The sequence below is a fragment of the Clostridioides sp. GD02377 genome (genome assembly GCF_045899875.1).
Lineage (GTDB): Bacteria > Bacillota > Clostridia > Peptostreptococcales > Peptostreptococcaceae > Clostridioides > Clostridioides difficile_A.
In genome coordinates this window covers 80766-105017 of sequence record NZ_JBJODA010000006.1, presented here as the reverse complement: position 1 = coordinate 105017, position 24252 = coordinate 80766, and the positions used below count along the sequence as shown (strand labels likewise).

General features: G+C 27.2%; 18 protein-coding genes. 3 read left to right on the top strand and 15 right to left on the bottom strand.

The window, feature by feature from the left end:
• Nucleotides 1-70: 70 nt before the first annotated feature.
• The 5 genes from Q3304_RS06700 to Q3304_RS06680 form a co-directional block, all read right to left on the bottom strand.
• Complete coding sequence (locus Q3304_RS06700; protein WP_054270650.1) at nucleotides 71-835, bottom strand: alpha/beta fold hydrolase; 765 nt, start codon at nucleotides 833-835, stop codon at nucleotides 71-73.
• A 173-nt stretch (nucleotides 836-1008) separates the two neighbouring features.
• Nucleotides 1009-2502 (bottom strand): DEAD/DEAH box helicase, encoded by a 1494-nt coding sequence (locus Q3304_RS06695; protein ID WP_219673347.1) that lies wholly within the window; start codon nucleotides 2500-2502, stop codon nucleotides 1009-1011.
• A 324-nt stretch (nucleotides 2503-2826) separates the two neighbouring features.
• Nucleotides 2827-3369, bottom strand: coding sequence for an N-acetylmuramoyl-L-alanine amidase (locus tag Q3304_RS06690; RefSeq protein WP_054270652.1), 543 nt, complete (start codon nucleotides 3367-3369; stop codon nucleotides 2827-2829).
• A gap of 305 nt (nucleotides 3370-3674) precedes the next feature.
• A complete protein-coding gene (locus tag Q3304_RS06685) occupies nucleotides 3675-4622 on the bottom strand; it encodes a DUF11 domain-containing protein (protein ID WP_054270653.1) in 948 nt (315 codons plus the stop codon).
• 27 nt (nucleotides 4623-4649) lie between these two features.
• Nucleotides 4650-5144, bottom strand: a complete 495-nt coding sequence (locus Q3304_RS06680; RefSeq protein WP_054270654.1) for a hypothetical protein — start codon at nucleotides 5142-5144, stop codon at nucleotides 4650-4652.
• A 259-nt stretch (nucleotides 5145-5403) separates the two neighbouring features.
• Here Q3304_RS06680 and Q3304_RS06675 point away from each other — a divergent pair, with 259 nt between their 5' ends.
• Nucleotides 5404-6657 carry an MFS transporter gene (locus Q3304_RS06675; RefSeq protein WP_407813876.1) on the top strand — a complete coding sequence of 418 codons (1254 nt, stop codon included), beginning with the start codon at nucleotides 5404-5406 and terminating at the stop codon, nucleotides 6655-6657.
• Nucleotides 6658-6784: 127 nt separating this feature from the next.
• Here the strand turns inward: Q3304_RS06675 and Q3304_RS06670 are convergent, their stop codons facing one another.
• The 9 genes from Q3304_RS06670 to Q3304_RS06630 form a co-directional block, all read right to left on the bottom strand.
• Nucleotides 6785-9088, bottom strand: a complete 2304-nt coding sequence (locus Q3304_RS06670; protein WP_407813877.1) for a glycoside hydrolase — start codon at nucleotides 9086-9088, stop codon at nucleotides 6785-6787.
• A 47-nt stretch (nucleotides 9089-9135) separates the two neighbouring features.
• Nucleotides 9136-10029 carry a glycoside hydrolase family 73 protein gene (locus Q3304_RS06665; RefSeq protein ID WP_054270657.1) on the bottom strand — a complete coding sequence of 298 codons (894 nt, stop codon included), beginning with the start codon at nucleotides 10027-10029 and terminating at the stop codon, nucleotides 9136-9138.
• A gap of 217 nt (nucleotides 10030-10246) precedes the next feature.
• Entirely contained in the window at nucleotides 10247-12544 is a 2298-nt protein-coding gene (locus tag Q3304_RS06660) for a glycoside hydrolase family 65 protein (protein ID WP_407813878.1), read from the bottom strand.
• Nucleotides 12541-13221 carry a beta-phosphoglucomutase gene (gene pgmB, locus Q3304_RS06655; RefSeq protein WP_054270659.1) on the bottom strand — a complete coding sequence of 227 codons (681 nt, stop codon included), beginning with the start codon at nucleotides 13219-13221 and terminating at the stop codon, nucleotides 12541-12543. Before pgmB ends, Q3304_RS06660 begins: the two co-directional genes overlap by 4 nt.
• Before the next feature lie 94 nt (nucleotides 13222-13315).
• Complete coding sequence (locus Q3304_RS06650) at nucleotides 13316-14200, bottom strand: hypothetical protein (protein ID WP_054270660.1); 885 nt, start codon at nucleotides 14198-14200, stop codon at nucleotides 13316-13318.
• A gap of 192 nt (nucleotides 14201-14392) precedes the next feature.
• Nucleotides 14393-16276 carry a glycoside hydrolase family 13 protein gene (locus Q3304_RS06645; RefSeq protein WP_407813879.1) on the bottom strand — a complete coding sequence of 628 codons (1884 nt, stop codon included), beginning with the start codon at nucleotides 16274-16276 and terminating at the stop codon, nucleotides 14393-14395.
• Between the two features lie 256 nt (nucleotides 16277-16532).
• Nucleotides 16533-17354, bottom strand: coding sequence for a histidinol-phosphatase HisJ family protein (locus Q3304_RS06640; protein WP_407813880.1), 822 nt, complete (start codon nucleotides 17352-17354; stop codon nucleotides 16533-16535).
• Between the two features lie 175 nt (nucleotides 17355-17529).
• Nucleotides 17530-17838 (bottom strand): hypothetical protein, encoded by a 309-nt coding sequence (locus Q3304_RS06635; RefSeq protein ID WP_227832139.1) that lies wholly within the window; start codon nucleotides 17836-17838, stop codon nucleotides 17530-17532.
• Between the two features lie 113 nt (nucleotides 17839-17951).
• On the bottom strand, nucleotides 17952-19394 hold the full coding sequence (locus tag Q3304_RS06630; protein ID WP_054270663.1) for a cell wall-binding repeat-containing protein: 1443 nt from the start codon (nucleotides 19392-19394) through the stop codon (nucleotides 17952-17954).
• Between the two features lie 606 nt (nucleotides 19395-20000).
• On the opposite strand from Q3304_RS06630, the gene Q3304_RS06625 reads away from it, so the two are divergent.
• Both Q3304_RS06625 and Q3304_RS06620 read left to right on the top strand, forming a co-directional pair.
• Nucleotides 20001-21212, top strand: coding sequence for an ROK family transcriptional regulator (locus Q3304_RS06625; RefSeq protein WP_074179607.1), 1212 nt, complete (start codon nucleotides 20001-20003; stop codon nucleotides 21210-21212).
• Nucleotides 21213-21303: 91 nt separating this feature from the next.
• On the top strand, nucleotides 21304-21819 hold the full coding sequence (locus tag Q3304_RS06620) for a ferritin (RefSeq protein ID WP_021385062.1): 516 nt from the start codon (nucleotides 21304-21306) through the stop codon (nucleotides 21817-21819).
• Nucleotides 21820-22081: 262 nt separating this feature from the next.
• Here the strand turns inward: Q3304_RS06620 and Q3304_RS06615 are convergent, their stop codons facing one another.
• Entirely contained in the window at nucleotides 22082-24181 is a 2100-nt protein-coding gene (locus Q3304_RS06615; RefSeq protein WP_407813881.1) for an acetate--CoA ligase family protein, read from the bottom strand.
• Nucleotides 24182-24252 lie beyond the last annotated feature (71 nt).

Below are 24252 nucleotides of genomic sequence, written 5' to 3'. Positions count from 1 at the left end.
ATTCTAAAATTTATATAGTTAAGCTACATTTTATGTAAATACTAAAACTTTAAATAATCATATTACTAAATTATTCTTTTAAAAATTCCTTTGCTACATTTGAAAAATTCAATCCATTTGATAAAATGGCTGGATGACCACCTTCATCAAACAAGTACATTTTACAATTATTAATTTTTTCAATAAGTGCTGAAAAAGTATTTTCAAAAAAATCAGGAGATACTAAAGATACAAACTCATCTTCTTTACTTCCTGTTAAAAGTACATCTGGTTGCATAGTTTCTAGAGGTTTATGAAAAAATTTACCTATAGTTTTATAGTGTTCAAAAATAGCTTCTGTATCATTATCTACAACTTTTTCCCAGTTGTCTCCTTGATTATAAATATAAAAAGCTTTTGCCCCAGCATCCTTTTTTGATTCTTCACGCTCTATCTTCACATTTTTTACAAATGACTCTAAAGGAACTTCTCCCTCAAAACTGTCTGCTATTACTTTATTAACTAAGTCAGGTCTTTCAAGGGCAACATTTAATGCTACAAGAGCCCCTCCACTACTTCCAATTATATTTACCTTTTTATAATTCATTTTTTCTAAAAAGCATATAACCTGCATAGCCTCATCAAACCATAAATCTACAGAGAATTTATCCACCATTTCAGATTCACCATGACCTACAAAATCTATTAATATTACCTTATATTCATCTTTGTAAAAATCAACTACTTCATTAAACATCTTAGAAGAAGCAGTATTACCATGTAAAAAAAGTAATGGTATACCCTCTCCTATCTCGTTATAGTAACATTTCTTGTCATTATAAGTGAAATATGCCATACATTCCCTCCTCTAATATCTTTATAAATATATGTTTATAACTTATATCCATAGTGACTATTATTATAAACACTTAAGACCATTATAACTTACTTTTTAAAGTTTCGTAACTCAATAATTTTTTGAAAATATAAAATTATTTTATTAAACTTAATTCACACTCTTAACTTCAACTATCTCATATCTCTCTTTACCTTAACCATCTTTTTCTTTATAGGTATTTCCTTATATTTTTTTGATATTAAGTCTCCTTTATAATTCAATATATCTACATATGAACACAAATCTTGAACTTCTATTACACCTATATCATCATTAGCAATTTCTTTTAGGTTACTGAACGCCCCAACTATATCTAAAACTCTTATTTTCTTTTTTTTACCAGCATTTAAATATAATCTTACCACTTCATCTTCTGAATTTAGTTTTGTATCTTTGCCCTTTTGATAACTTTTACTGACTTTTTTTCTTTTTAATACTTCTTTTAAAAGTTCTTTTGAATATTCATCAAACAATCTTTTCCCTGATATAACTTTACTTTTCTCTATTTCAGGTATTTCATATATTTTATATCCTATATATTCTTCTATGCCTTCTATATATTTTTCATCCCACGTATCCACTATAGTAATAGCTTTTCCACTACTTCCTTTTCTTCCAGTTCTTCCTATTCTGTGTATGTAGTTTTCCTTATCATAAGGTACATCATAGTTTACAACTAAAGAAATATCATCGATATGTATTCCTCTAGATGCTACATCACTACTAACTAACACATTGAACTTTAGGTCTTTAAAATCTTTAATTACAAATATTCTTTTTTCTTGTGATAAATCAGCGTGTAACTGCCTTACCAAAAAACCATCTTTACTCATCTTATTATATAGTCTAGATACTTTTTCTCTAGTATTACAAAAAATTATTATACTCTTCGGATTTTCACTGTATATTAAATTTTTTAAAATTATATACTTATCTTGTTCATTTACTTTTATTATTCTATCATCTATTTGTTTTACTTTCTCATTATTCTTATCTTCATTTTCACCTACATTTATAATGCCATAGTTTGGCATATATTTTTCACATATAAATTTTATTTCTTCACTCATTGTAGCTGAAAATAGTCCTATTGTTTTCTCTTTAGGTAAACTTGATAATATTTTTTCCATTTGCTCAACAAAACCTTTATTAAACATTTTATCAGCTTCATCTATTACTAAATACTTTATATTTTCCAACTTAATAGTACCTTTATTTATATGGTCAATTATTCTGCCTGGAGTAGCTACAACAACATGAACTCTTTGCTTTAATTCTGATATTTGTTCTTTTATAGGTTGCTTACCAAAGATAGCACTACATCTAACTTTCTTTAATCTCCCTATTCCTGATATCTCCTCTTTCACCTGTAAAGCTAATTCTCTTGTTGGAACAACTATAAGTGCTTGAATATTATTGTACTCTACATCTATATTCTCACATACAGGTATCGCAAAACTTGCTGTTTTTCCACTTCCTGTTTTTGATTTCACTGCTATGTTTTGACCATTTAACAGTTTTGGAATAACCTCTATTTGTACTCTAGAAGGTATATTATATTCTAAATTTTTCAATGACTTAAGTATCTTTTCGTTTAATTTAAATTTTTCGAATGTATATTTCATATATTACCACCTTATTATATTTATCTTATCTCTTATATTTTTCTACATTATCTTATTATAATACAAGGTTGTAACATTTTTATATTATTTATTATACTTAAATAATATCTATATTATATAAAGTTACAGTTTAGTTCTAAATAAATTATAGATTTATATTTAAATACCCCTTGAATATATTGATAAATCAATACTTTCAAGGGGTATTTCTTGTGGATAACTAAACTAATGTATCTTTTACAGGTTTAAATTATACCAATATCTTGTGTTTTAGTTTGTATCTAAAATTAAAAGGTATTAATCAACACCTAAGTCACCATAATCTCACATACTTATATCTTTGTTTAATATACCTTCTGCAATTAATCGTGCTATATAATCATAACCTGCTTCATTGGCTTTATTACAATCATCCACATTATCACAGAAAAAACTTTCAATCTGTATTGCAACTGGATTTGTGTTTCTCAATATATATAAATTTTCTCTTTTTTTAGCTCCTCTATTTTCAAATAATTCTCCAAGTTTATTAGATACTCTTTTAGCATATTCTAATCCTTCATTACCATAATAAAGCACTTCTGCGCCAGATTTTGTTCCATCACCTTTATTTAAATGTAGCTCTACTAGTAAATCGTATTTGCCACTATTTACTTTTGGAACTCTATAGAAAAATTCTTCTCTTTCTGACATAAAATGCCTTTCTGGACAAACTATTACATCTACTGTATTACCTTGACTTATAAGCATCTCAGCTAACATAGGAGCTAATTTTTTGTTATAATTGTATTCATCAACTATGCCACTTACACCTGTACTTTTACCACCCTTTAGTATACTATGACCTACTGTTATGCATATTTTCATTTACCTTTTTCACCTTCTTTTAAGCCAATTTTTATATAATAGTAATATGATTTTAAAGTTATTACTAATAATAATATATTAATTGAAGAAGGCAAAAGTTCTCTGTGATTATCATTTTTTTAACATATTTGTCTTATTTTATCATAAATCTACACTTTTAAAATATTATATTATACTTATTATTTAGAATTACTTAAAATTAAGAATTTCTATTAATTATTTATATATACAATATATATCAATATCTATGTTTTTCTATCTAATAAAATGCTAGCTTAATAAATTTAATTTTTAACTTTGAAGAGTTAATAATACAATAAAAGTGATGTATCTATAAATAATTCATCTGCATTTAGCTCATTTACTGATGTATGTTCAATTTTTATATTTATATTTTTCATATCCTCATAAACAATTCCAACTGGTGAACAAATAAAACAAGAAAATCCAAAAGTTTTTGTTATCTTTTTTACTTTATTCTCATTAAAATTTGTTTGCTTCTTACAGTCACTTATATTCTTATTATTATTTTGTAAATCATTATCATAACCCATTTCTTTCTGAATATTATCAGACTTGCTCATTACTTTAAACTTACTATGATTTCTACAACTATAGTCCATTTCAAATTCTATACTTCCAAAAACTATTAAATTGCACAGATTTAAATCTTTTCCTTTGTTTGTAGGATTTTTTATAGGTTTAACATAAAGTATCTTACTATTTATGTTTACTTTTAATATATCTTTTAGGTTTTTAGGCATCTTTAAAGTATTGCTTATATTCAACTGCTTAAATACAGTTTTGTTTATGTTGGTATAAACACTATTACTTTCCACTGATATTCTTGTTGGAAATTTATCTAGGGTACACTTATAATAATAGTATATATTAGCATTATTCTTTATAACTCTATATGCTGAATTTGGCAAAACTACACTCTTAAAAGATATTATTTTTTTACAATTAGCATCTATTTTTCCTATGTAAAAACCTTGTTGTGGGTCTAATCCACATTTTGTAATACTATTAACTTTTACAGTATTATTTATAAATTCTATATATTTAGAAATATAATCTTTAAAAAATATATTTCCTGTTTTATATTTACTCGTATTTGTAACAATAATAGTGTAAGTCAAAATGTCGAATACAGATGCACATTTTTTATCAACATATTTTTCTACTTTTAAAATACTTCCACTTATATCATTTGAAAAGACATCATTAAAAGTAGTTTTAGTTATTCTCATTGCATCCACCTTTCTATAATCTAAAGATTACTCCATTTTAGAACTATTTTCATAACTTATAATTGCAGTCACACTAATAAATAAATTATTATCATCTAAAATAGACGATGCCATATCTTGTATAAGATACTTTAAATTAATTTTCTCTTTATTTTCTATTCTCCTAGGCATTTGTATAAATGTACTGAAAGGTATTTTTAATTTAAGTATATTTCTCTTATTAGAGCTTCTATTTCTCTTATTCCCCACATAATCTAGTATCACATCAGTATCTATATCACCAACTAAAATTAATTTCTTACCCGTCATTTGCTCATCTTCTAATGATACACATTCCATCGTATCAACAAGACTTATATTATGAATATTCATATTACAAACAGATGTCTCCAATGAATTTACTATGGATTTTTTAGAAGCTAACTTAAAATTTTTATATGTATTAAATTGAGATAAATAAAAAGTATTTTCCAGTCTTTCACATCTTTCAAAATTATATATTACCTTATTATTTTCATACATAATCACATCAATCTCCCTATATCTATATATTAATACTATTCATAAAAACTCTTCTAAATTACCCATTTTTGATTATTCACCATATAGCTCTTATCCTTTCTAAGACATAATAATCTTTCATACATATTGATTTCTATATTAACAGTAAAAACTTATCTTAAAATTTTTCATTGAATATATACTATTGACTTTTGGAATATAGTTTATTATAATTTTAATAGACCGACAGTCGGTCAAGAAAAAGAGAGGTGTCCTATATATGCAAAATTTAGATAAAACAAATAATTCTTTTAACAAAAACTTTAACCTTGTAGTACTCGGTCAAATTATATCTATACTGGGTTCATCATTATTAAGATTTGGTCTTTCTACTTATATTTTAGATATAACAGGTCGTGCAGATATATTTGCAACTTTATATGCAATATCAAATATTCCACTTCTATTGTCCCCAATTGGTGGTGCAATAGCTGATAGATTCAATCGTAGAAATCTAATGGTTATATTTGATTTTATGAGTTCTATAATTATCCTCATTTTTATCTGTCTTTTTTCTACTCTAAATGATTCTATTGTATTAATTGGAATTATTATGATACTCCTATCTATTATTAGTTGTATGTATCAGCCTACTGTACAGGCAAGCATACCTTTAATAGTAAATGAAAAAGATTTAGAACAAGCAAATGGAATTGTAAATGGAATAGGTGCGCTTTCAAGTATGTTTGCTCCTGTACTTGGAGGTCTTTTATACGGTCTTATTGGACTTAAGATGCTTCTTATTATAAGTTGCGTTGCATTTTTTCTATCAGCAGTAATGGAGATGTTTATTTATATCCCTTTTAATAAAAGAGACTTTAATGGTGACATAGTAATGACTATAGTTAATGACATGAAAAAAGGATTTTCTTATGTTGTAAAACAGCCTTATATTAGTAAAGCTATGATTCTGGCAGCTTCTTTAAATTTATTTTTAACTCCATTTTTACTTGTCGGAATACAATATATTTTGCGTGTAACAATGCACAGTAGCAATAATATGTATGGCATAGGAATAGGGATTATAGAATTTAGTAGTGTTTTAGGTGCACTTTCAATAGGTTTATTTGCAAAAAAAATGAAGATGAATACATTATATCGCTGGTTAATGCTAATTAGTATTTTAATGATTCCAATGGCTATTTCAATTTCTCCTTCAATGCTCAGACTAGGATATTATCCATCTTTTATATTATTATTTATTTGCATTATACCTATTGCTATGTCTATGACAATTATCACTGTATTTGTCCTAACTATTGTTCAAAAACAAACACCTAATGAATTATTGGGAAAGGTAATGGCCACTATTACAGCTATATCACAATGTGTTGCTCCAGTAGGTCAAATTATGCATGGTAAATTATTTGAAGTTTTTAGCCTTAAAGTTTATATACCTATAATATGTATGTTTATAATTATGCTATTAATTTCAGTTCTTGCTAAGTATCTATATAAGAATGAGATATCATAATAAAATCATATTACAGCTAAAAATATACATTTCATTTCCTCAAAGATACTTTTTAATGTCAAATGGCTAGACTGATTCTTATTTCAGAATGACCATTTGACATAATGTTTATTTGTTTTTATTAAATTTATTGTTCTGGTTTATATACAACTTTATTATCATCATCATATATTACCAAAGATTTTGCTTTTATAACTTCAGCCCCATACTTAACATCCTTTTGAGAGAAATTAGCTACTACTTTTAAATCTTCTCCATACTCAGTCATTTGAACTAACCTATCCTCAGAAATAAATTTAAAATCTGTCATTTCTCTTTTTATAGCCTTTTTATTAAATTCTGACCATACTTTATTGTGTGAAACTATTTCATCTTTGTGTTTTTCCCATTCAGTTCTATCTATATAATACATAGGTGGCGTATTATACAATACTTCTCTCATCATTCTGCTTCCAACTTCATCTTTAATTTTGAAAGTTCCCCATAACCACTGATGAGAAGATACAACAGAATCATTATAAACTAATCTAAATAAAGGAAGAGAGTAAGTTGGGTCTATAAATATTTTTTTATATTTTTCTTTTACAGGTATCTGTTTTGAAAATACTTCTGGTACTCCTCCTGTTGGAGAATAGTATCTACCGACATAGTATTCACTATCTTTATTCTTGCTCATGTCTTTATCAACCCAAGCAAATGCTGGTGTCTCAAGACCATGTGCAAATGCTATGGTACTACTTGAAAAATCATTTCCACCTTCTGAACCTATAACCATATTTGCATTATCTCTTATATATGACATCCTTTCAAGTCTAGCCTTTAAATCTTGTGCTTGAGTTGTTATGTGACTTTGAGAATAATCATCATAGATTTCACCTGTAGCATCACAATCTATAAACCAAGAATTAAATTTATATCCTTCATCCAATATACTTTGTACTCTCTCTTTCACACTTAGTAAAGACAATGTAGGATTTAATTTTCTTCCTTCTCCTTGAAATCCAGTTTCTTTTTCACCTTTTTTGTTTTCTATAGTAGCATTTTCATATAGAGATTTATCCTTAAATGATGCTGTACTCCATTTTTCTTCTCCTGGCTTGTGTATAGAATGATATGAATCATATGGCCCTACTAGATACCCTAAATCATTAGCTCTCTTAACCATCTCTGGAGATACATAACCTTCTTTCATATCATCAAAACCTATCCAGGCATTTTTAATACCAGATTTATTGATGTCATTAATCACATCAATTGTATTATATCTTGTCCATGTAGCAACATCATTCACACTATCTCCTAGTTTTGATTTTAATAATCTCTTGTTAAATTCTATAAGTTCTACTCTATTTAATTTAGATATACCTTTGTCTAATACTCTTTTTATATCTCTATCCTTACTATTAAAAACTTTGTCATTATAAAAAGTATTCATTTGCATAACCTCATTAAATGCTTGAACTATTTGATTTTTTTGATATTTATCTATATAATCTTGAGTTTTTATTTGATTAGTCACTTCTATAAATTCACTATCATCAGACTTCATACTTAAAAGTTCTTTCATCCAATTAATTAAATCATTTGATAAGTTTTCTTTTAATTTATTCCATTTAATATCATTTATTGTGATTATAGATTTATCTCCAAAATAAATTTGTGGTGCTCCATAGAGTTTTTCAATATTTTTATTTTCCTTAGATTTTTCTTCTAATGTTTTAAATTCGTCTTTATCAACTATATAATTTTTATAAGTTTTCGCTACATCTGTAATATTCTTATTGGTCAAGTACACTTTAAACCCATACTCTTTATTTTTATTGATACTTGGATATTCATGTTTAAACGTAAAATTAATCTTATCTTTAGAACTAAATTCAATTTCATTGTTGAATTCATTTTCAATAATATATAACACAGAATATTTTGCTTTATTTACTGCAAAGAATTGCATTGAAAAAGATTCTATAACATTATAAGTAGACTCATTTAAATGTTCTTTCCAATACTTATCATTACTTGGTATAAACTTACCTTCATAAAGTGGTAGTACATAACTTTCACCTTTAACTTTAGGCCAATTAAAACTAGCTTCTTGTTCTGAATTAGATTTAATGTTTACATCTAAATAATTGTTCTCTTTTTTTATATTTATGTCTATGTTTTCATCAGGATATGTCCATGATGCTTCTGTTTTTGTCTTTTTGAAATTTGATACCTTCCTTTCTTTTAATGGCTCGGATATCTTTTCTCTTGAACCATTAGATTCAACTGATACCTCAAAGGTTTCAGGTTTCACTTCAAAACTAAAATCCAAATTTTTAACATTGTACATGGATGATTTGCTATTAGCCACCTCCCCACTACTGCAACCAGTAATAGTAGTTATAACAACCATGCAACTTATAAATATCGAGACTATTTTTTTCATAAAAGCCACCTCCTCGATAAATATATCATCCTTATGTTACATCAAAGTTACATGTTGCTTTGAATTTCACTATCTATTAATTGAAGATTGTATTGTTGAATTATTTCTATTAAACGGTCTGCATAGATGCTCTTTCCATTTTCATCTTTTGCTGTACTATAACCTGCTTTTTCCAATGCTTTAGCTTGATATATATACGTTTTTGCATCAAATACACCATTGGCTTTGTATCTTTTATTCGTAGCCAAAAACTTTGCATGGTCTTTTATAGATTCATTTTTATCATCATATATTCTAAATTTATCATCTATAATTGTATCTAAATGTTCTTTTGTCTCTAAAGTCACTGATTTACCTTTCCAAGAGGCATCTGCCTTTATGCCAAATAGATTATTGTGTTGTTTTGCTAAAGTTGATTTGCCCCAGCTAGATTCGATTATAGCTTGTGCAATAGTTATAGATGGAAGTATTTTATAATCTTCGTAATTTTGTATAGCTTCTTCTTTAATTTCGTTTATAAACTTCATATACTGTGTATCAGACTTCAATCTTTCTGGCTTTATGCCATAATCCTTAAGTTCGTCAATATAATTATCAACCAATCTTTTTTGTTTATTACTAAATTCTAATTCATCCAAGACATTACTTAATTTATTTATTTTATTATTTTCAGAAAAATTTTTAACAAATAAATCTGATACTTCTTTTATTTGTGAATCTTTAACTTCTTTTAAGTTGTTTTTATTCAATACAGCAACAATAGAAGCTACATACTTCCAGTTAACTTGTACATTATTTTTACTTGCTAAATCAGAATATTTTATATACTTACTAACCTCTATATCTTCTTTGTTTATATCTCTGGTGAAATACTCTTTTACTCCTACACCTATTAAAACTGATATTATCAGTATTATAACAATGAATTTTTTATTCTTCATAATTATTGTCCTCCCTTATATTATCTGCTGAATACAATATATCTTATTTTTGTTACATTTTCTTTACGAAATTTTGAAGATTTTATGAAGATTTATGAAATATATTTAACTAAAAGCGCAATTATTGTTATAATATATAGTTTTCTATTAAATAAAAATAGTTAAAATAAATTCATAATTAGATAAACTTATTTTAACTATTTACATAATAAAAATATTATTTAAATTTATTTCTATCAATTTTTATATATTTTTCTAATATATATTTTTTACCATATACAACAATTTTTATTGGCTTACCTTTTAAATTTTCTATTTTAATTAAATCACTACATACATCTACATTAATAATATTATCTCTATAGCTTATGTTAAAAGAATAACCTCTCCATTCTTTAGGTAACTTAGGGTCAAAAGATAATGTTTCATCCCATGTCCTCATACCTGCAAATCCATGTACAATAGAAAGCCATGAACCAGACATAGAAGTTATATGAAGTCCATCATTGGTATCATTATTATAATTGTCCAAATCAAGCCTAGCAGTTCTTGAGTATAATTCATAAGCTTTATCCAAATCATCTATTTCAGAAGCAATAATGGAATAAATACTAGAAGATAAAGAAGATTCATGTACAGTATATTTTTCGTAGAAATCAAAGTTTCTCTTCTTTTCTTCTTTAGTAAATCTATTTCCAAAATAGTAAATTCCCTGTAATACATCTGCTTGTTTTATAAAACACGACCTAAGAATCCTATCCCAAGACCAATTTTGATTAAGAGGAAGATTTTCTTTTGGTAAATCCTTTACTTCTATAAATTCTTTATCTAAAAAATTATCATTTTGAACTATTATTTTTAACTCATCATCATATGGCAGATAGATTTTTTTTGATATCATTTGCCATAGCTCAACTTCTTCTTTAGTTACATTATTTCTATCAATACATTCACTATATTCTATGTCTAATTTTAATACATTTTCTACAGCATATTCTAAGCACCATTTAGCTATATAATTAGTATACCAATTATTATTGACATTGTTTTCAAACTCATTTGGACCGGTTACACCATGTATCATATACAAATCTTTTTTTATAGATAAATGAACTCTACTAGCCCAAAATCTAGCTATTTCTATTATTACATCGATTCCTTTTTCTTTTATGTATTCAAAGTCACCTGTATAATTTGCATAATTATATATTGCATATACTATACTTCCATTTCGGTGTATTTCTTCAAACGTTATCTCCCACTCATTATGGCATTCTACTCCATCAAATGTAACCATTGGATATAAAGCACCTTTAAGCCCTAGTTTTTTTGCATTATCTTTTGCCTGTTCCAATTGATTATATCTATATTCCAAAAGGTTTCTAGTTACCTTCTTATCTGCTACCCCTAGATATACTGGAACACAGAATGCTTCTGTATCCCAATAAGTAGCCCCTCCATACTTTTCTCCAGTAAAGCCCTTGGGACCTATATTCAATCTTGAATCTTCTCCATAATATGTTGAAAATAGTTGAAATAAATTGTATCGTATTCCTTGTTGACTACTTTTATCTCCATTTATTTTTACATCTGCACTTTTCCATCTTTTATTCCATAACTCTGTATGTTCATTTAATATATCATCATAATCTTTAGATATTTCTCTATTTAAAATATCTTCACATTTTCCTAATAGCTCACTTTCCTTATAGTCTCTAGTTGAAGTTATAGATACATATTTTTCTATACTAGCAACCTCATTTTTTAGAATATCTATTGTTATTGAATTCTCACAGTAATTATATTCATTTGTATGAGATAGGTCTTTTATCTTACCTCTCGCCTTAATATACATCATTGCACCCACAGTAAATACTGGTGTATTAAATGCATTTTCCTTTGTTCTAGAAAGTATGCTTCCTCGATATTCTGAAGAACTTGAAGAAACTCCATTCCAGAACTCTTCCTCATAATTTGAATCTTCATTTTTTATGTTTGAATCTAAATATGGTATGAATTTTATTTTAGCATCAAAATTTAATGCTTTTATACTGTATTTAATTACTGCTAACGCCTTAACTGATATGCTTAAAAATCTAATAATGTTAACTTCAAATTTTTTATCACTTATGTGTACAATAAACCTACGATTTAAAATACCATTTTTCATATCTAATTCTCTATAAAAATTTTCAATCTTACATTTTGCTAAGTCTAATTCTACATCATCTATAAAAATTCTTATTCCTATATAGTTAATTGAATTAGGGATTTTACCAAAGTATTCTGGATATCCATTTTTCCACCATCCTACACGAGTTTTATCTGGAAACCATACTCCAGCTATATAAGACCCCTTATGAGTATCTCCACTATAATTTTCCTCATAGTTTCCTCTCATACCCATATAACCATTACCTATACTCATTATAGATTCCGCTAATCTATTTTCTTTGATTTCAATCTTATCTTGTATAATCTTCCATTCATCTATATTATTAAATAAACATTTCATATAACTCTCCTAACCATATACTCATTATACTTTTCTTGTATATATTCGAAATTTAATTGACTTGTTGAATCTACAACTAAATTTGCTTTTTTTAAATTCTCATAGTTTCCAACACCAACAGAAAACATATTAGAAGAATTTATAGCATCTATCCCTGCACTTGCATCTTCTATTCCTATACAGTTTTGAGGATTTACATTAAGCCCTTCTGCTGACATAAGAAATATATCTGGATGAGGTTTGCTATTTTTACATTTTCCTGCATCAGCTATAAAATCAAATTTATCACTCATACCCAAATGATTTAGCACATTTGTTGCATTCTTACTTGCAGATGATAAACCTATTTTTATGTTATTAGATTTTATATCACCTAATAAATTTTCTATTCCAGGCAAAATATCATTTGAAGTTATCTCATCTATCAATGATACATAATAATTATTTTTTTCTTCGGCCATTCTCACTTTTTCTTCTTCTGAAAATAAATATTTCTTATTTCCAAATTCTAATATTCTGTCCAATGACTCCATTCTACTTATGCCTTTTAAAGATTCATTAAATTTTGTATCTATATCTATCCCAACCTTATGAGCTAGTTTTCTCCAAGCCATATAATGATAATATGCAGTATCTGTAATTACACCATCCAAATCAAATATAAATGCTTCAATCATTCTTATTTCCTCTTTCTACAAGAAATTTTTAGACTAATAATCAATTTATTTTATACCTTCTCTCTTACATTTAAGGTATTATTTATAGAATTTTCTATTCTAATTCAGTCTTTAACTCAAAATCTATTTCCATTTCACTTTCTTTTACACCTTGTTTTTTTATTGCTCTACAAAAATTTGACCACATTCTTCCAGAAAAGGCATTTAAATAGTTTATATTGCAAATAAACTTTCCTTTTTCAATTTCTTTATTATATAATTGTGGTCCAACTATATATACTGGAAATATAGCCCATGCTTCTTTTCCCCTGTATTTTTTTACAAATTTTGTATAGTTTTCATTCTTCATAATACACACTAAAAATACACATACAAATGGATTTTCTTCAACATCCATACCAAAAGAAAAAGATATATCTGTTCCCAACTCTTTTTCTATTTTATGCAGATTTTCCCGAATCTGATTTTCAAGTTTTAGTGATGCTTCATTACAGAATTCTTTAATTTCATTATCTCGAATTGGAACCCATAATGAAGTATCTGATATATAGTCTATGGCTTTATTATCAAAAGGTAACTCTCTTCGCTTCATCTCAGCTATAGCAGACATGTAATTTTTATCAGATATAAAAAAAGTTACAATTTTACTTTTATCTACATATATTTTAACTGGACACCCTTGTTTTTTATTATTTATTGAAATCCTAGTGATATCATGATATGAATACTCTTTTTCACTTCCTATACATTTACGAACTTTAATATTATGTAAATCAAAAATAATATATTTTCTTGTATAATCAAAAATTGAAAATAATCCATACATTGTAAATATAAAAGTGATTACTGCTATATAATACTGTTTAACATATAGAAGTAATACATTTATAACGATTCCAATTAATAAAAATATAACACCTAAAATTAAATTTACAGTTCCTGATTTTACTATAACTATATGTTCTTTATAGTCATTCATATCGCTCCTTCCCCCTACCTATTCAGTAATTACTTTTCTTATTGAATTACAGAATGATTAGAAGTGTTAATATTTGTTTTTATTCAAATAAAAAGCATACTGAATCTATTTTACTGAAAATAGTTTCTATTTGAACTAGCACTTACGTCTATGATAGCGTATTTCATCTATCTTCTATAAATACATTTTATATTATTTTAAAATGATGAACTTGTATTTTTCTACTCTTATTTCTTCTTTTAAGTCTACTATTTTTTCTTCATACAAATCTTTTACTTTTCTATTAGACAAATAATCTGGTAATTTTAAAGTTATATCTTTAGATGAATTATTTATTATTATGGAAATGGATTCTTTTTTTAGTAGAATAGTTCCACTTTCCTTATCTGCTAATATCCATTCATTTGACATAGACCTAAGTTCTTTATTTTCTTTACGAAGCCTAATAATCTTCTTCATAAAATCAAATATATCCTTATTCCATTTTTCTTCATTCCATTCCATACATTTTCTTTGTCCTTCAGAGATTGAACTCAGTTCTCCATCCATTCCAATTTCGTCACCATAGTATATACAAGGACTGCCTGATTGTATAAACATAAACAAATATGCAAGTTTAACTCTATCAACATTTCCTCTAGCATAATTCAGTATCCTTGTGGTATCATGACTTCCAAGTAAATTAAAAATAACTTCACTAACTTGCATTGGATAACTTACCATTATATCATTTATCATGTATTTAAACTCTTCAGCATTTATCTCATCTGTACAAAAGAATTTTTTCATAGCTTCTGACATCAAATAGTTCATAACTGAATCAAATTGGTCCCCCATCAACCATGGTAAACTACCATGCCAAATTTCGCCCAGTATATATATATCTGGTTTTATTTTTTTAAGTTCTTCTCTAAACTTTCTCCAAAAAACGTGGTCTACTTCATTTGAGACATCCAATCTCCATGCATCTATATCAAACTCCTGTATCCAGTACTTTCCTACACCTAATAAATATTCTATTACTTCTAAATTTTCTGTGTTAAGTTTAGGCATATACTTTTCACAGCCAAAAGTTTCATAAGGTATATTTTTTTCATCTATTTGTTCTATTGGAGTATCAACTTTGCTCATGTCTTTTATATAGAACCACTCTTTATACCTAGAATTTTCCTTATTTTTAATTACATCTTGCCACTGTTTAGAATAGTATCCTATATGATTAAAAACAGCATCCAGCATTATTTTTATATTTCTCTTATGAGCTTCTTTTATTAGCCTTTTTAAAGTCTCTTTATCTCCTAATGAAGGGTCTATCTTCATATAATCAATTGTATCGTATCTATGATTTGTATTTCCAACTGTAATAGGGCAAAAATAAATTCCATTTATCCCTAAATCACTCAAATAATCTAAGTGTTCTATCACTCCTTGCAAATCTCCACCTGTAAAATTATCTCTTGTTGGAATAGCTCCCCATTCCTCCACTCCTACTGGATTTATAGATGGGTCACCATTTGCAAATCTATCTGGAAATATCTGGTACCAAATAGTCTCTTTAACCCAATCTGGTACTTTAGGTATATCTATATAATTTAAATATGGGTATCCAAAAAAATTACTTATCTCACACAATTCTTTTTTGTCATTTTCATTGACCAACTCTATTATCCTTTTTTCTGTAAATAGAATCTTTTCCTCTTGGCCTTCTATTATAAACCCATATCTTGAACGTTTGTTTAATGGTTTGCACTTAGCTATCCAATAATCAAATAATTCAGTTTCTACTTCTTTATCCATTATTATATTTGAACCACCAGACCAACCAATCCCAGATGCATTTAAATTTCCTCCTCCTGCACCACCTTTGTCCCATACATATTGGTCTCCTATTCTCAAAATCACTTTTTTTGCTTCATTTTTTTTAGTTCTAAGTCTTATATGTAATGTTTCTCTATCATAACCATAGGCATAGTTACTCATTGGTATATGTAATATGGCTTCTTTTGTTAAATTTTTTTTAGTAGTTTCTTTGATTTTATTGCTTAAATTTATATTCTTTTTATTTTTATTAGACAATTTAAATTTCTCCCTCCTTTATAATAATTTACATAATTTAAAGATAGGTTAATATATTTTATTATTATATCACAATAAAAATATATAATAGTAAAATATATTAACAATATGCTATCCAAGTTAAAATAAATTATATTATTAAATTTAATTTTATCCAGTTATTTTTGCAAAATAAAAACCTCTAGTATTTTTCTAGAGGATACAATATTATACTATTAACTTTTTTACTATCTGTTAATTCATTTCAAAACATACTCTAAGCTATATTGTTAGATTTAACTTTATCTATATTTATAAAATAAGTTTCTCTTTCTTTAAATAAAGATACATATTTAAAGTCAAGATACTTAAGCATATCATAAGCCACATCAAAATCTCTACATATATCTTCTACTCTGTGAGAATCAGAACCTACAGTAACTATAAATCCGCCAAGCTCTTTATATCTTTTTAATATATCTTCATTTGGATGTATAGCATTTAATCCATATCTATAACCAGAAGTATTTAACTCTATACCACTTCCATTATCGATTATTGATTTTAAAACTTCATCAATAACATCTTTAAAATCATTGTATATAACTCTATTATCTGAATATATTCCATATCTAGATATATAATCTAAATGCCCATATATGTTATAGTCTCTAAATTCATGATTAGTTTCAAGTATACTATTAAAATATTTATAATATGCATCTTCTTTGCTAAGCCCTTTAAAATACTCCTTTGATGGAACAGGTATATTATCAATTGTATGAGTTGAACACAATATGAAATCAAAAGGATTAGAGTTTATTATTTCATCTATTTCATTTTTTAGATGTTTTCTATAACCAACTTCAACTCCTAATAATAACTCTATGTCCTTTTTATATTTTTCTTTGAACTTATTAAACACTGGAACATAGTCATTATAATTAATGCAAAAGCCTCTACCTTCATCATGCTCTAAATGGTCTGTAAAAGTTAAATATCTAACACCAATACTTATAGCTTTTTTTATTGTATCTTCCATCGAATCCTTTCCATCACTTGAAAAATTAGTATGAATATGATTATCTATTAAATTCATATTATCCCTCCCTTTATTTTATCTATCTCAATTATACTACGAGTTCATTGTATACAAGTGTTAAAAGAATATTATAAGAGTTAAATTTTATTTACATAATTTTTCATAAAAAAGAAGCATCTATTTTGATTTTAGAAAATCATTAAAGATGCTTCTCTTTCACACACTTTTTTATTTAACTTTTAAAAGTCTTAATTTTGTAATAGAGTTTAGCAGTTATATGCCCAATCATATAGAAAGCTGCATAAAGTAAAACATATACATATGCTGAATCATTTAAAAATATATACATTAATATTATATAAGTTACTAAAGACACTACAAGTGATAAAATCCAATTAGTTTTATTTAATACACAAACTATCCCCTGCATTAAAAAGGCAACTGGAAAAATCAATACCATTCCTATTACAAAAATCCCTTTAGCTTGAACATTTGGTATATTAAATATATCTGTAGCAAAGGTTAAAAACATTAATATCATTATAATTGTGGGAAATATGATACTAAAAATATTACTCTTTTTCACAATAATCATTCCTTATTTGTCAGCTATTTGATAATCTTTAATAAGCATATCTTAAATTAATACTTTAATTACTTTGTAGCCTCAATTTCCCCCATCATTCTAACTAAATCTTGTCCATATTGACCTCCAGCCCAATTATTAGAAAGACCTTCAACTGTTTTAGCTTTCCCAAATAAAGATTTTTCATGTCTAGGGTCTACTGGATTTGAAAGTGGATAACCATCTTGTCCTGCATATAAGCATAAATGTTGAATCTGAGCTAAGATTCCTTCTTCCCACGTACCAAATCTTGAGTGGGCATTCTTATCAGTATCAGAACCTCCTGAAGAAGTCTTAAGTCCACAAGGATTCTTGAATGATGCATCTAATACCCCACCAAAATTACAGAAACCAGTTTCTTTTGCAGATTGAGCTACTGCTAATACAGGATTTACACCTTCTTGAACAGCAGTATCATACAATATTGGTATTAATTCTATAAATAAATCATTAGCTCTTTTAGATTTAGCCCATTTTAAACAAGCTTCTAAACTAGCTGTTGGTTCACCTAATATGCTTGTCTCATTTTTCATAGGAGAATCACCTTTTGTAGATGAGTCACCATTATTCTGTGCAGCAGAAACACATTTATTATATATGCTATCACTTATTGTACCTAATCTAGTAATTTTGTCTGCTCCTGCTAATATAGATTTATCACTACTTTCTGACACCAACACAATTGGATTTTCTTTAGCAATTGTAGAACCTGTAAGTGCATTTACTAAATCATATCCATCACTTAAATAAAATTCTGATGCATCTGGATAAAATTCTTTTATAACTTTCTTATTTGTATCATATCTATCTGAGCCACCAAGTCTTTTAGAGTTAGTCTTATTAACTAAGCTAGTACTCATAGATATACTTCCACCTACTGCATATGATTTTACATCACTTGTTGAAAAAGGAACACTCTTTCCATCTGTAAGCACTATAGGAGCTACATCTCTTACTGACACAGGTGCTGCACTTATAGTATCAGCTTCTCCTTTATATGCATTAGTTAATATCACTTCATCAACTTTTTTAATACTACTTACCTCTTTAGCAACACTATAACTAGTCTTTATTCTGTCATCTCCACCTAATCTAGTTACTTGTGCTCCTGTGTTTTTAAGTTCAGTTTCTACTGATTTGCTTATTGATAATTCTTTACCTATTATGTATATTTTTTTGACATTTTTTAATCTTTGTTTCGTTTCATTTGGTATGTTATTTTTTTGTGCAAGTAAAATTGGAGCATCAACAGCACCAGCAAGACCACTTGCTGAAAGACCATCTGCTATCGAACTATCCATATTTACCATAATCGCTGTATCATAACTCTTTTTGTCTGCTATTAATCCAGCCGTCTCATATATATTGTTACCTTTAATAGTATCTGATGTTAATGCATTTACATTAGGCACATTTATTAGAAATATAGCTAATGTTAGACCTAATGCTAAAACTCTCTTAATTGTTCTCATATTCTTCCCCCTTGATATATCAAGTTTAATTCAAAAATGACTATAGCATAGTACTACATCTATGCTATAGTCATTTATTATAATTTAATAATTATATATTTGTTATTATATCATAAATTACAAAAAGTTTCCATAATATTAGATAGATTAGAGGAAAAATTTACATTTTAGTTACAATTTCTAAGGTTTCAGTTCATATGTACATATATTTAGTAACAATTTGTAATAAAAATCGACATTTATATCTCATATTTATTATATTTTTTTACAAAATGAAAATTTATTGTATACAACAAACAGATTGTATTTTTACAGAATCTATTCATTATTAAGTAAATTCTTTATCAATATTGTTAAAAATACATTTTTTAATAAATTTATTATGTGTCAATTTTTTTATTAAGTACATACTGTTTTTACTATATAATATGTAAACATATTTTTCAATTTTAATTTAATTCTAACATATTTTTATGTGTCTTATGATATATAATGTGATATATTCTAATTAATGGTATTTTCAAATTAAAAAATGTTACTGTTTTATAAAGTGACATTGTGCTTGAAAATAAATAAAACACTTAACTTTATTTAAGGAGATTTACGATGAGCAACAAACAAGGTTCTAACATAAAAGATGTAAAAATTAAAAATAAGTTAATAATATTGAAATTACTTTCTACAAATACACCTATGTCTAGGGTTGATTTAGCAAAGTCTACAGGACTTACCAAAATGACTTTATCAAATCTAGTTACAGAACTTATTAATGAAAATATGATTAGAGAAATAGAGTCATCAACTTTAAATGCACATTCATCAGGTCGTAAACCTATTTTATTAGATATTTCTAATATATCACCTTGTATCTGTGGAATTCTAATAAGAAGAAATATATGTAAGGTAATTATTTCAGACTTGAAAGGTAATATTGTAAAACAACTTTCTGAAACTTACCCTAAGTATCTATCAAATGAGGTCTTAAAAGATATAATAAAAAGAATGTTTACTAAGATAATGAAGAATAATAAAAGAGATATAATTGGAATTGGTATTTCTTCAATAGGTCCAGTAGATAATATAAATGGTATTATATTGAATCCTCCAGACTTTGGAAATGTATCAAATCTAAATATAGTTAATTTTATAGAAGAAATGTCTGATTTGCCAATATTTTTGATAAATGATGCTAATTCAGGTGCTTTAGCTGAAAAAATGTATGGTTTAGGTAAAGATATATCAAATTATATATACTTGCACATAATGAATGGTATTGGAGCTGGTCTAGTACTGGAAAATAGGCTTCATACTGGTAATCTGGGGCAGAGTGGAGAAATAGGACATACATCTATTAATTTTAGTGGACCATTATGTAGTTGTGGTAATAATGGATGCTTGGATTATTACACAAGTGTTAGCAATTTAATTAAAAGAATTGAATCATTGAGCCATATTTATCCTAACTCTCCATTAATTAACTGTAAAGACTTTTCTCTAGTTAAGTTAATAGACGAGGCAAATAATAAGGATACTCTTGCTATGTTTTTACTTGATGAATTTTGTACATATATATCATATGCATTAGTAAATACACTTACATTGATTGACTGTAGTTCTATAATAATAGGCTACGATTTTAATATACCAGGCACATTCATAGAAAATACATTATTAAAAAAACTAACTGCTTCGGCAAGTTTTTCTAAATATAAAAAAATAAGTGTAAAACATTCAAATTTTGGAGCAAATGCACCATTAATCGGCTCTATAGCTATTGTCAGCTACAAATTTTTTAATGGAAGTATAAATTTTTATTAAATATGTAAAATATTTAAACACTTTTATTGAATATTTTTCCATTTAATATTATTATATTTTATAAGAGCGTTTAAAATTTGGAGGTATGAAAATGATTTCAGCTAAAATGGAAAAATTACTTAATGAGCAGATTAACCATGAATTATATTCTGCATATCTTTATCTTTCTATGTCTTCTTACCTTGAAGCAGAAGGACTTAAAGGATTTTCTAATTGGTTTTATGTTCAATATAAAGAAGAGACAGACCATGCTATGTTTTTCTACAAATATTTACATAATGTAGGAGGAAAAGTTCAACTTGATGCTATCCCAATGCCAGATTCAGACTTTACTTCTGCAATGGATATTCTTGAGCGTACATTAGCTCATGAAAAAAAGGTTACATCTTTAATAAACAATTTAGCAGCTGTAGCAAACTCTGAGGCAGACTTTAGAACTTCTCAGTTCTTACTTTGGTTTATATCTGAACAAGCAGAGGAAGAAACAAATTGTGAAGACAATATAAAGCGTGTTAAACTTGCTGGAGAAGGCGGTCTATTCTTTGTTGACCAGGAATTTGCTAATCGTACATATGCAGCCCCAACAAATCCACCTGTAACAATATAGTATTTAAAACCTTTTAATATAATAAAGTAGGTGTCTTAATGAAAATCAACATTGATTATTTACATTAAGACACCTTTTATTATTCGTTTTATATGTAGTATTTTATTGTTTATACAGTTCTATTTTATAATTTTTAAAAATCTATTTTCACTTTAAGATACTTAAATTTAAAATTTGGGGTGACTGAAAATCACACTACTCAATTTATAAATGTGATTTTCAGCCAGTACTTTAATTATGGTTGAATACCAAAACTTATGAGCTATTTATATTTAACTATTAAAGCATCTACTGCACATACACCTTTTCCTTTAGGATATACAAACACTGGATTTAAATCTATTTCCTTAACCTCATCTTTATTTTCATAGGCATATTTTCCTAACTTAACCATCATATCTGCAAGGGCTTCAACATCACAAGGTTCGCTTCCTCTATATCCATCTAAAAGCTTAAATGACTTCAATTTTCTAAGCATCATCATAGCTTCATCATGATTTATAGGTAATGGATATAAAGTAGTATCCTTAAATACTTCTACAAATACTCCTCCTAGACCAACTAGTAACATTGGACCAAATTGGTCATCATTAGTAATACCGATAATAATTTCTATACCACTTTCCACCATTTCTTGAACTAATATACCATCAATTTTAGCATTTGGTTTTTCTTTTTTTACATTGGCTAAAATCTCATTATATGCATTTATTGCCTCATCTCTATTTTTAATTCCTACTTTAACTCCTCCAACATCAGATTTATGCAATATTTCGGAAGAATTTATTTTTAAAACAACAGGATAGTTAATATATTTCAAAATTTCATCTAATTCATCAATACTTTTTGCATTACCTTGCCCTGGCACTGGTACTCCATATTTCTTCATCTCAATCTTACTATCTAACTCTGATAGAGCTACTACATTATTTGATTCTCTTTTCTTAACAGCCTCAAACTCTAAAGTTCTCTTTGAATAATCATAATCTACAAATTTAGCCATTTTATTAAAACAAGTAAACGTAGTTCCAACTGATGACATTATAGGTACTTGATTATCTTCTAATCTAGTTCTATAATTTAGATATCTATTTCCTTCAAGCGTTGGAACTGCAAACACAGGCTTCCTTAACCCTTGTTCTCGTGCTTCACTTACAGCTTGACAAAGTGTCTCATGCATTTCATTTTCTTCATCTCTTATATTTGCACCTACCATAGTAAATCCAACACTATCATCTTTTTCAAATGTATGTAATAGACCTACTATCATATCCTTTTCATGGAATAACGCAGTTGTAGCATCTAATGGATTTTTAGGTGTCGCAAATCCTGGAAGATAATTTTTCATTTCTTCTTTCGTTTCAGAAGATATTTCTGCAAGGTCTACACCATTTTCTTCTGCTAAATCTGCACAAATAGTATTTTCTCCTCCTGAGAAGTTTATTGCTGCGAAATTAGAATTTGTAGGCAAGTTACCATCTAGAACACTAAAAGCCTGTGCTAAACACATAAATTGTTCCAAGTTCTCTACCGAAATTACTCCATATTTTTCAAAAATACTTTCAAAAGCCTTACTTGAGCCAGCTAAGTTTCCTGTATGAGAAGCAGCAGAAATAGCTCCTTTTTCTGACCTTCCTGATTTTAATATTATTACTGGTTTTCTCTTTTGTGCAGCTCTTTTTAGAGAGTCTATAAATTTTTGAGGATTTTTTAAACCTTCAAGATAGATGGCTATTACTGATGCGTAATTATCATCTACAAGGAAGTCAATAGCATCTTCTAATGTAACTATATTTCCATTTCCCGTTGAGAAACCATAAGATATATTAAAATAATCACTTGAAACAATCTCTGCAGTTATAAATCCACTTTGACCTACAATTCCTATCCCAGGTTTTTTAGTATCTAAATCCCATTTAGAACCACCTGCCCATAGATTAACTTTATCTATACAATTTAATAATCCCATACAATTTGGACCTAATATTTTCATATCATATGTATTTGATATTTCTATAAGTTGATTTTCTAAATCTATTCCTTCTTCTGTTCCTTCTTCTGCAAATCCACTAGCATATACTACAGCTGCTTTTGTTCCCAATTCTCCAGAATCTTTTAATACAGATGGAACTATATTTCTAGGTGTACATACTACTACACAATCTACCACTTCTGGTACTTCTTGTATCGTTTTATAGCACTTTCTTCCAAACAATTCATCTCTTTTAGGATTTACATAATATACTCTATCTGTATCTTTACTTTTTACTATACTAAGTGCTGCACTTCTACCAAAGCCAAGCTTATCAGTAACTCCTACTATAGCAATGCTCTTTGGTCTAATAAGTTTTTCCAAGCTCATAAATTCACTCTCCTATATTTTATAGTTGTGATTTTAAATGAATTTTATCTCAAGATGAAACTTATCTTGGC

Coding starts and splice junctions, on each gene's coding strand:
- Q3304_RS06700 (WP_054270650.1), bottom strand. CDS start 835: ATGGCATATTTCACTTATAATGACAAGAAATGTTACTATAACGAGATA.
- Q3304_RS06695 (WP_219673347.1), bottom strand. CDS start 2,502: ATGAAATATACATTCGAAAAATTTAAATTAAACGAAAAGATACTTAAG.
- Q3304_RS06690 (WP_054270652.1), bottom strand. CDS start 3,369: ATGAAAATATGCATAACAGTAGGTCATAGTATACTAAAGGGTGGTAAA.
- Q3304_RS06685 (WP_054270653.1), bottom strand. CDS start 4,622: ATGAGAATAACTAAAACTACTTTTAATGATGTCTTTTCAAATGATATA.
- Q3304_RS06680 (WP_054270654.1), bottom strand. CDS start 5,144: ATGTATGAAAATAATAAGGTAATATATAATTTTGAAAGATGTGAAAGA.
- Q3304_RS06675 (WP_407813876.1), top strand. CDS start 5,404: ATGCAAAATTTAGATAAAACAAATAATTCTTTTAACAAAAACTTTAAC.
- Q3304_RS06670 (WP_407813877.1), bottom strand. CDS start 9,088: ATGAAAAAAATAGTCTCGATATTTATAAGTTGCATGGTTGTTATAACT.
- Q3304_RS06665 (WP_054270657.1), bottom strand. CDS start 10,029: ATGAAGAATAAAAAATTCATTGTTATAATACTGATAATATCAGTTTTA.
- Q3304_RS06660 (WP_407813878.1), bottom strand. CDS start 12,544: ATGAAATGTTTATTTAATAATATAGATGAATGGAAGATTATACAAGAT.
- pgmB (WP_054270659.1), bottom strand. CDS start 13,221: ATGATTGAAGCATTTATATTTGATTTGGATGGTGTAATTACAGATACT.
- Q3304_RS06650 (WP_054270660.1), bottom strand. CDS start 14,200: ATGAATGACTATAAAGAACATATAGTTATAGTAAAATCAGGAACTGTA.
- Q3304_RS06640 (WP_407813880.1), bottom strand. CDS start 17,354: ATGAATTTAATAGATAATCATATTCATACTAATTTTTCAAGTGATGGA.
- Q3304_RS06635 (WP_227832139.1), bottom strand. CDS start 17,838: ATGATATTAATGTTTTTAACCTTTGCTACAGATATATTTAATATACCA.
- Q3304_RS06630 (WP_054270663.1), bottom strand. CDS start 19,394: ATGAGAACAATTAAGAGAGTTTTAGCATTAGGTCTAACATTAGCTATA.
- Q3304_RS06625 (WP_074179607.1), top strand. CDS start 20,001: ATGAGCAACAAACAAGGTTCTAACATAAAAGATGTAAAAATTAAAAAT.
- Q3304_RS06620 (WP_021385062.1), top strand. CDS start 21,304: ATGATTTCAGCTAAAATGGAAAAATTACTTAATGAGCAGATTAACCAT.
- Q3304_RS06615 (WP_407813881.1), bottom strand. CDS start 24,181: ATGAGCTTGGAAAAACTTATTAGACCAAAGAGCATTGCTATAGTAGGA.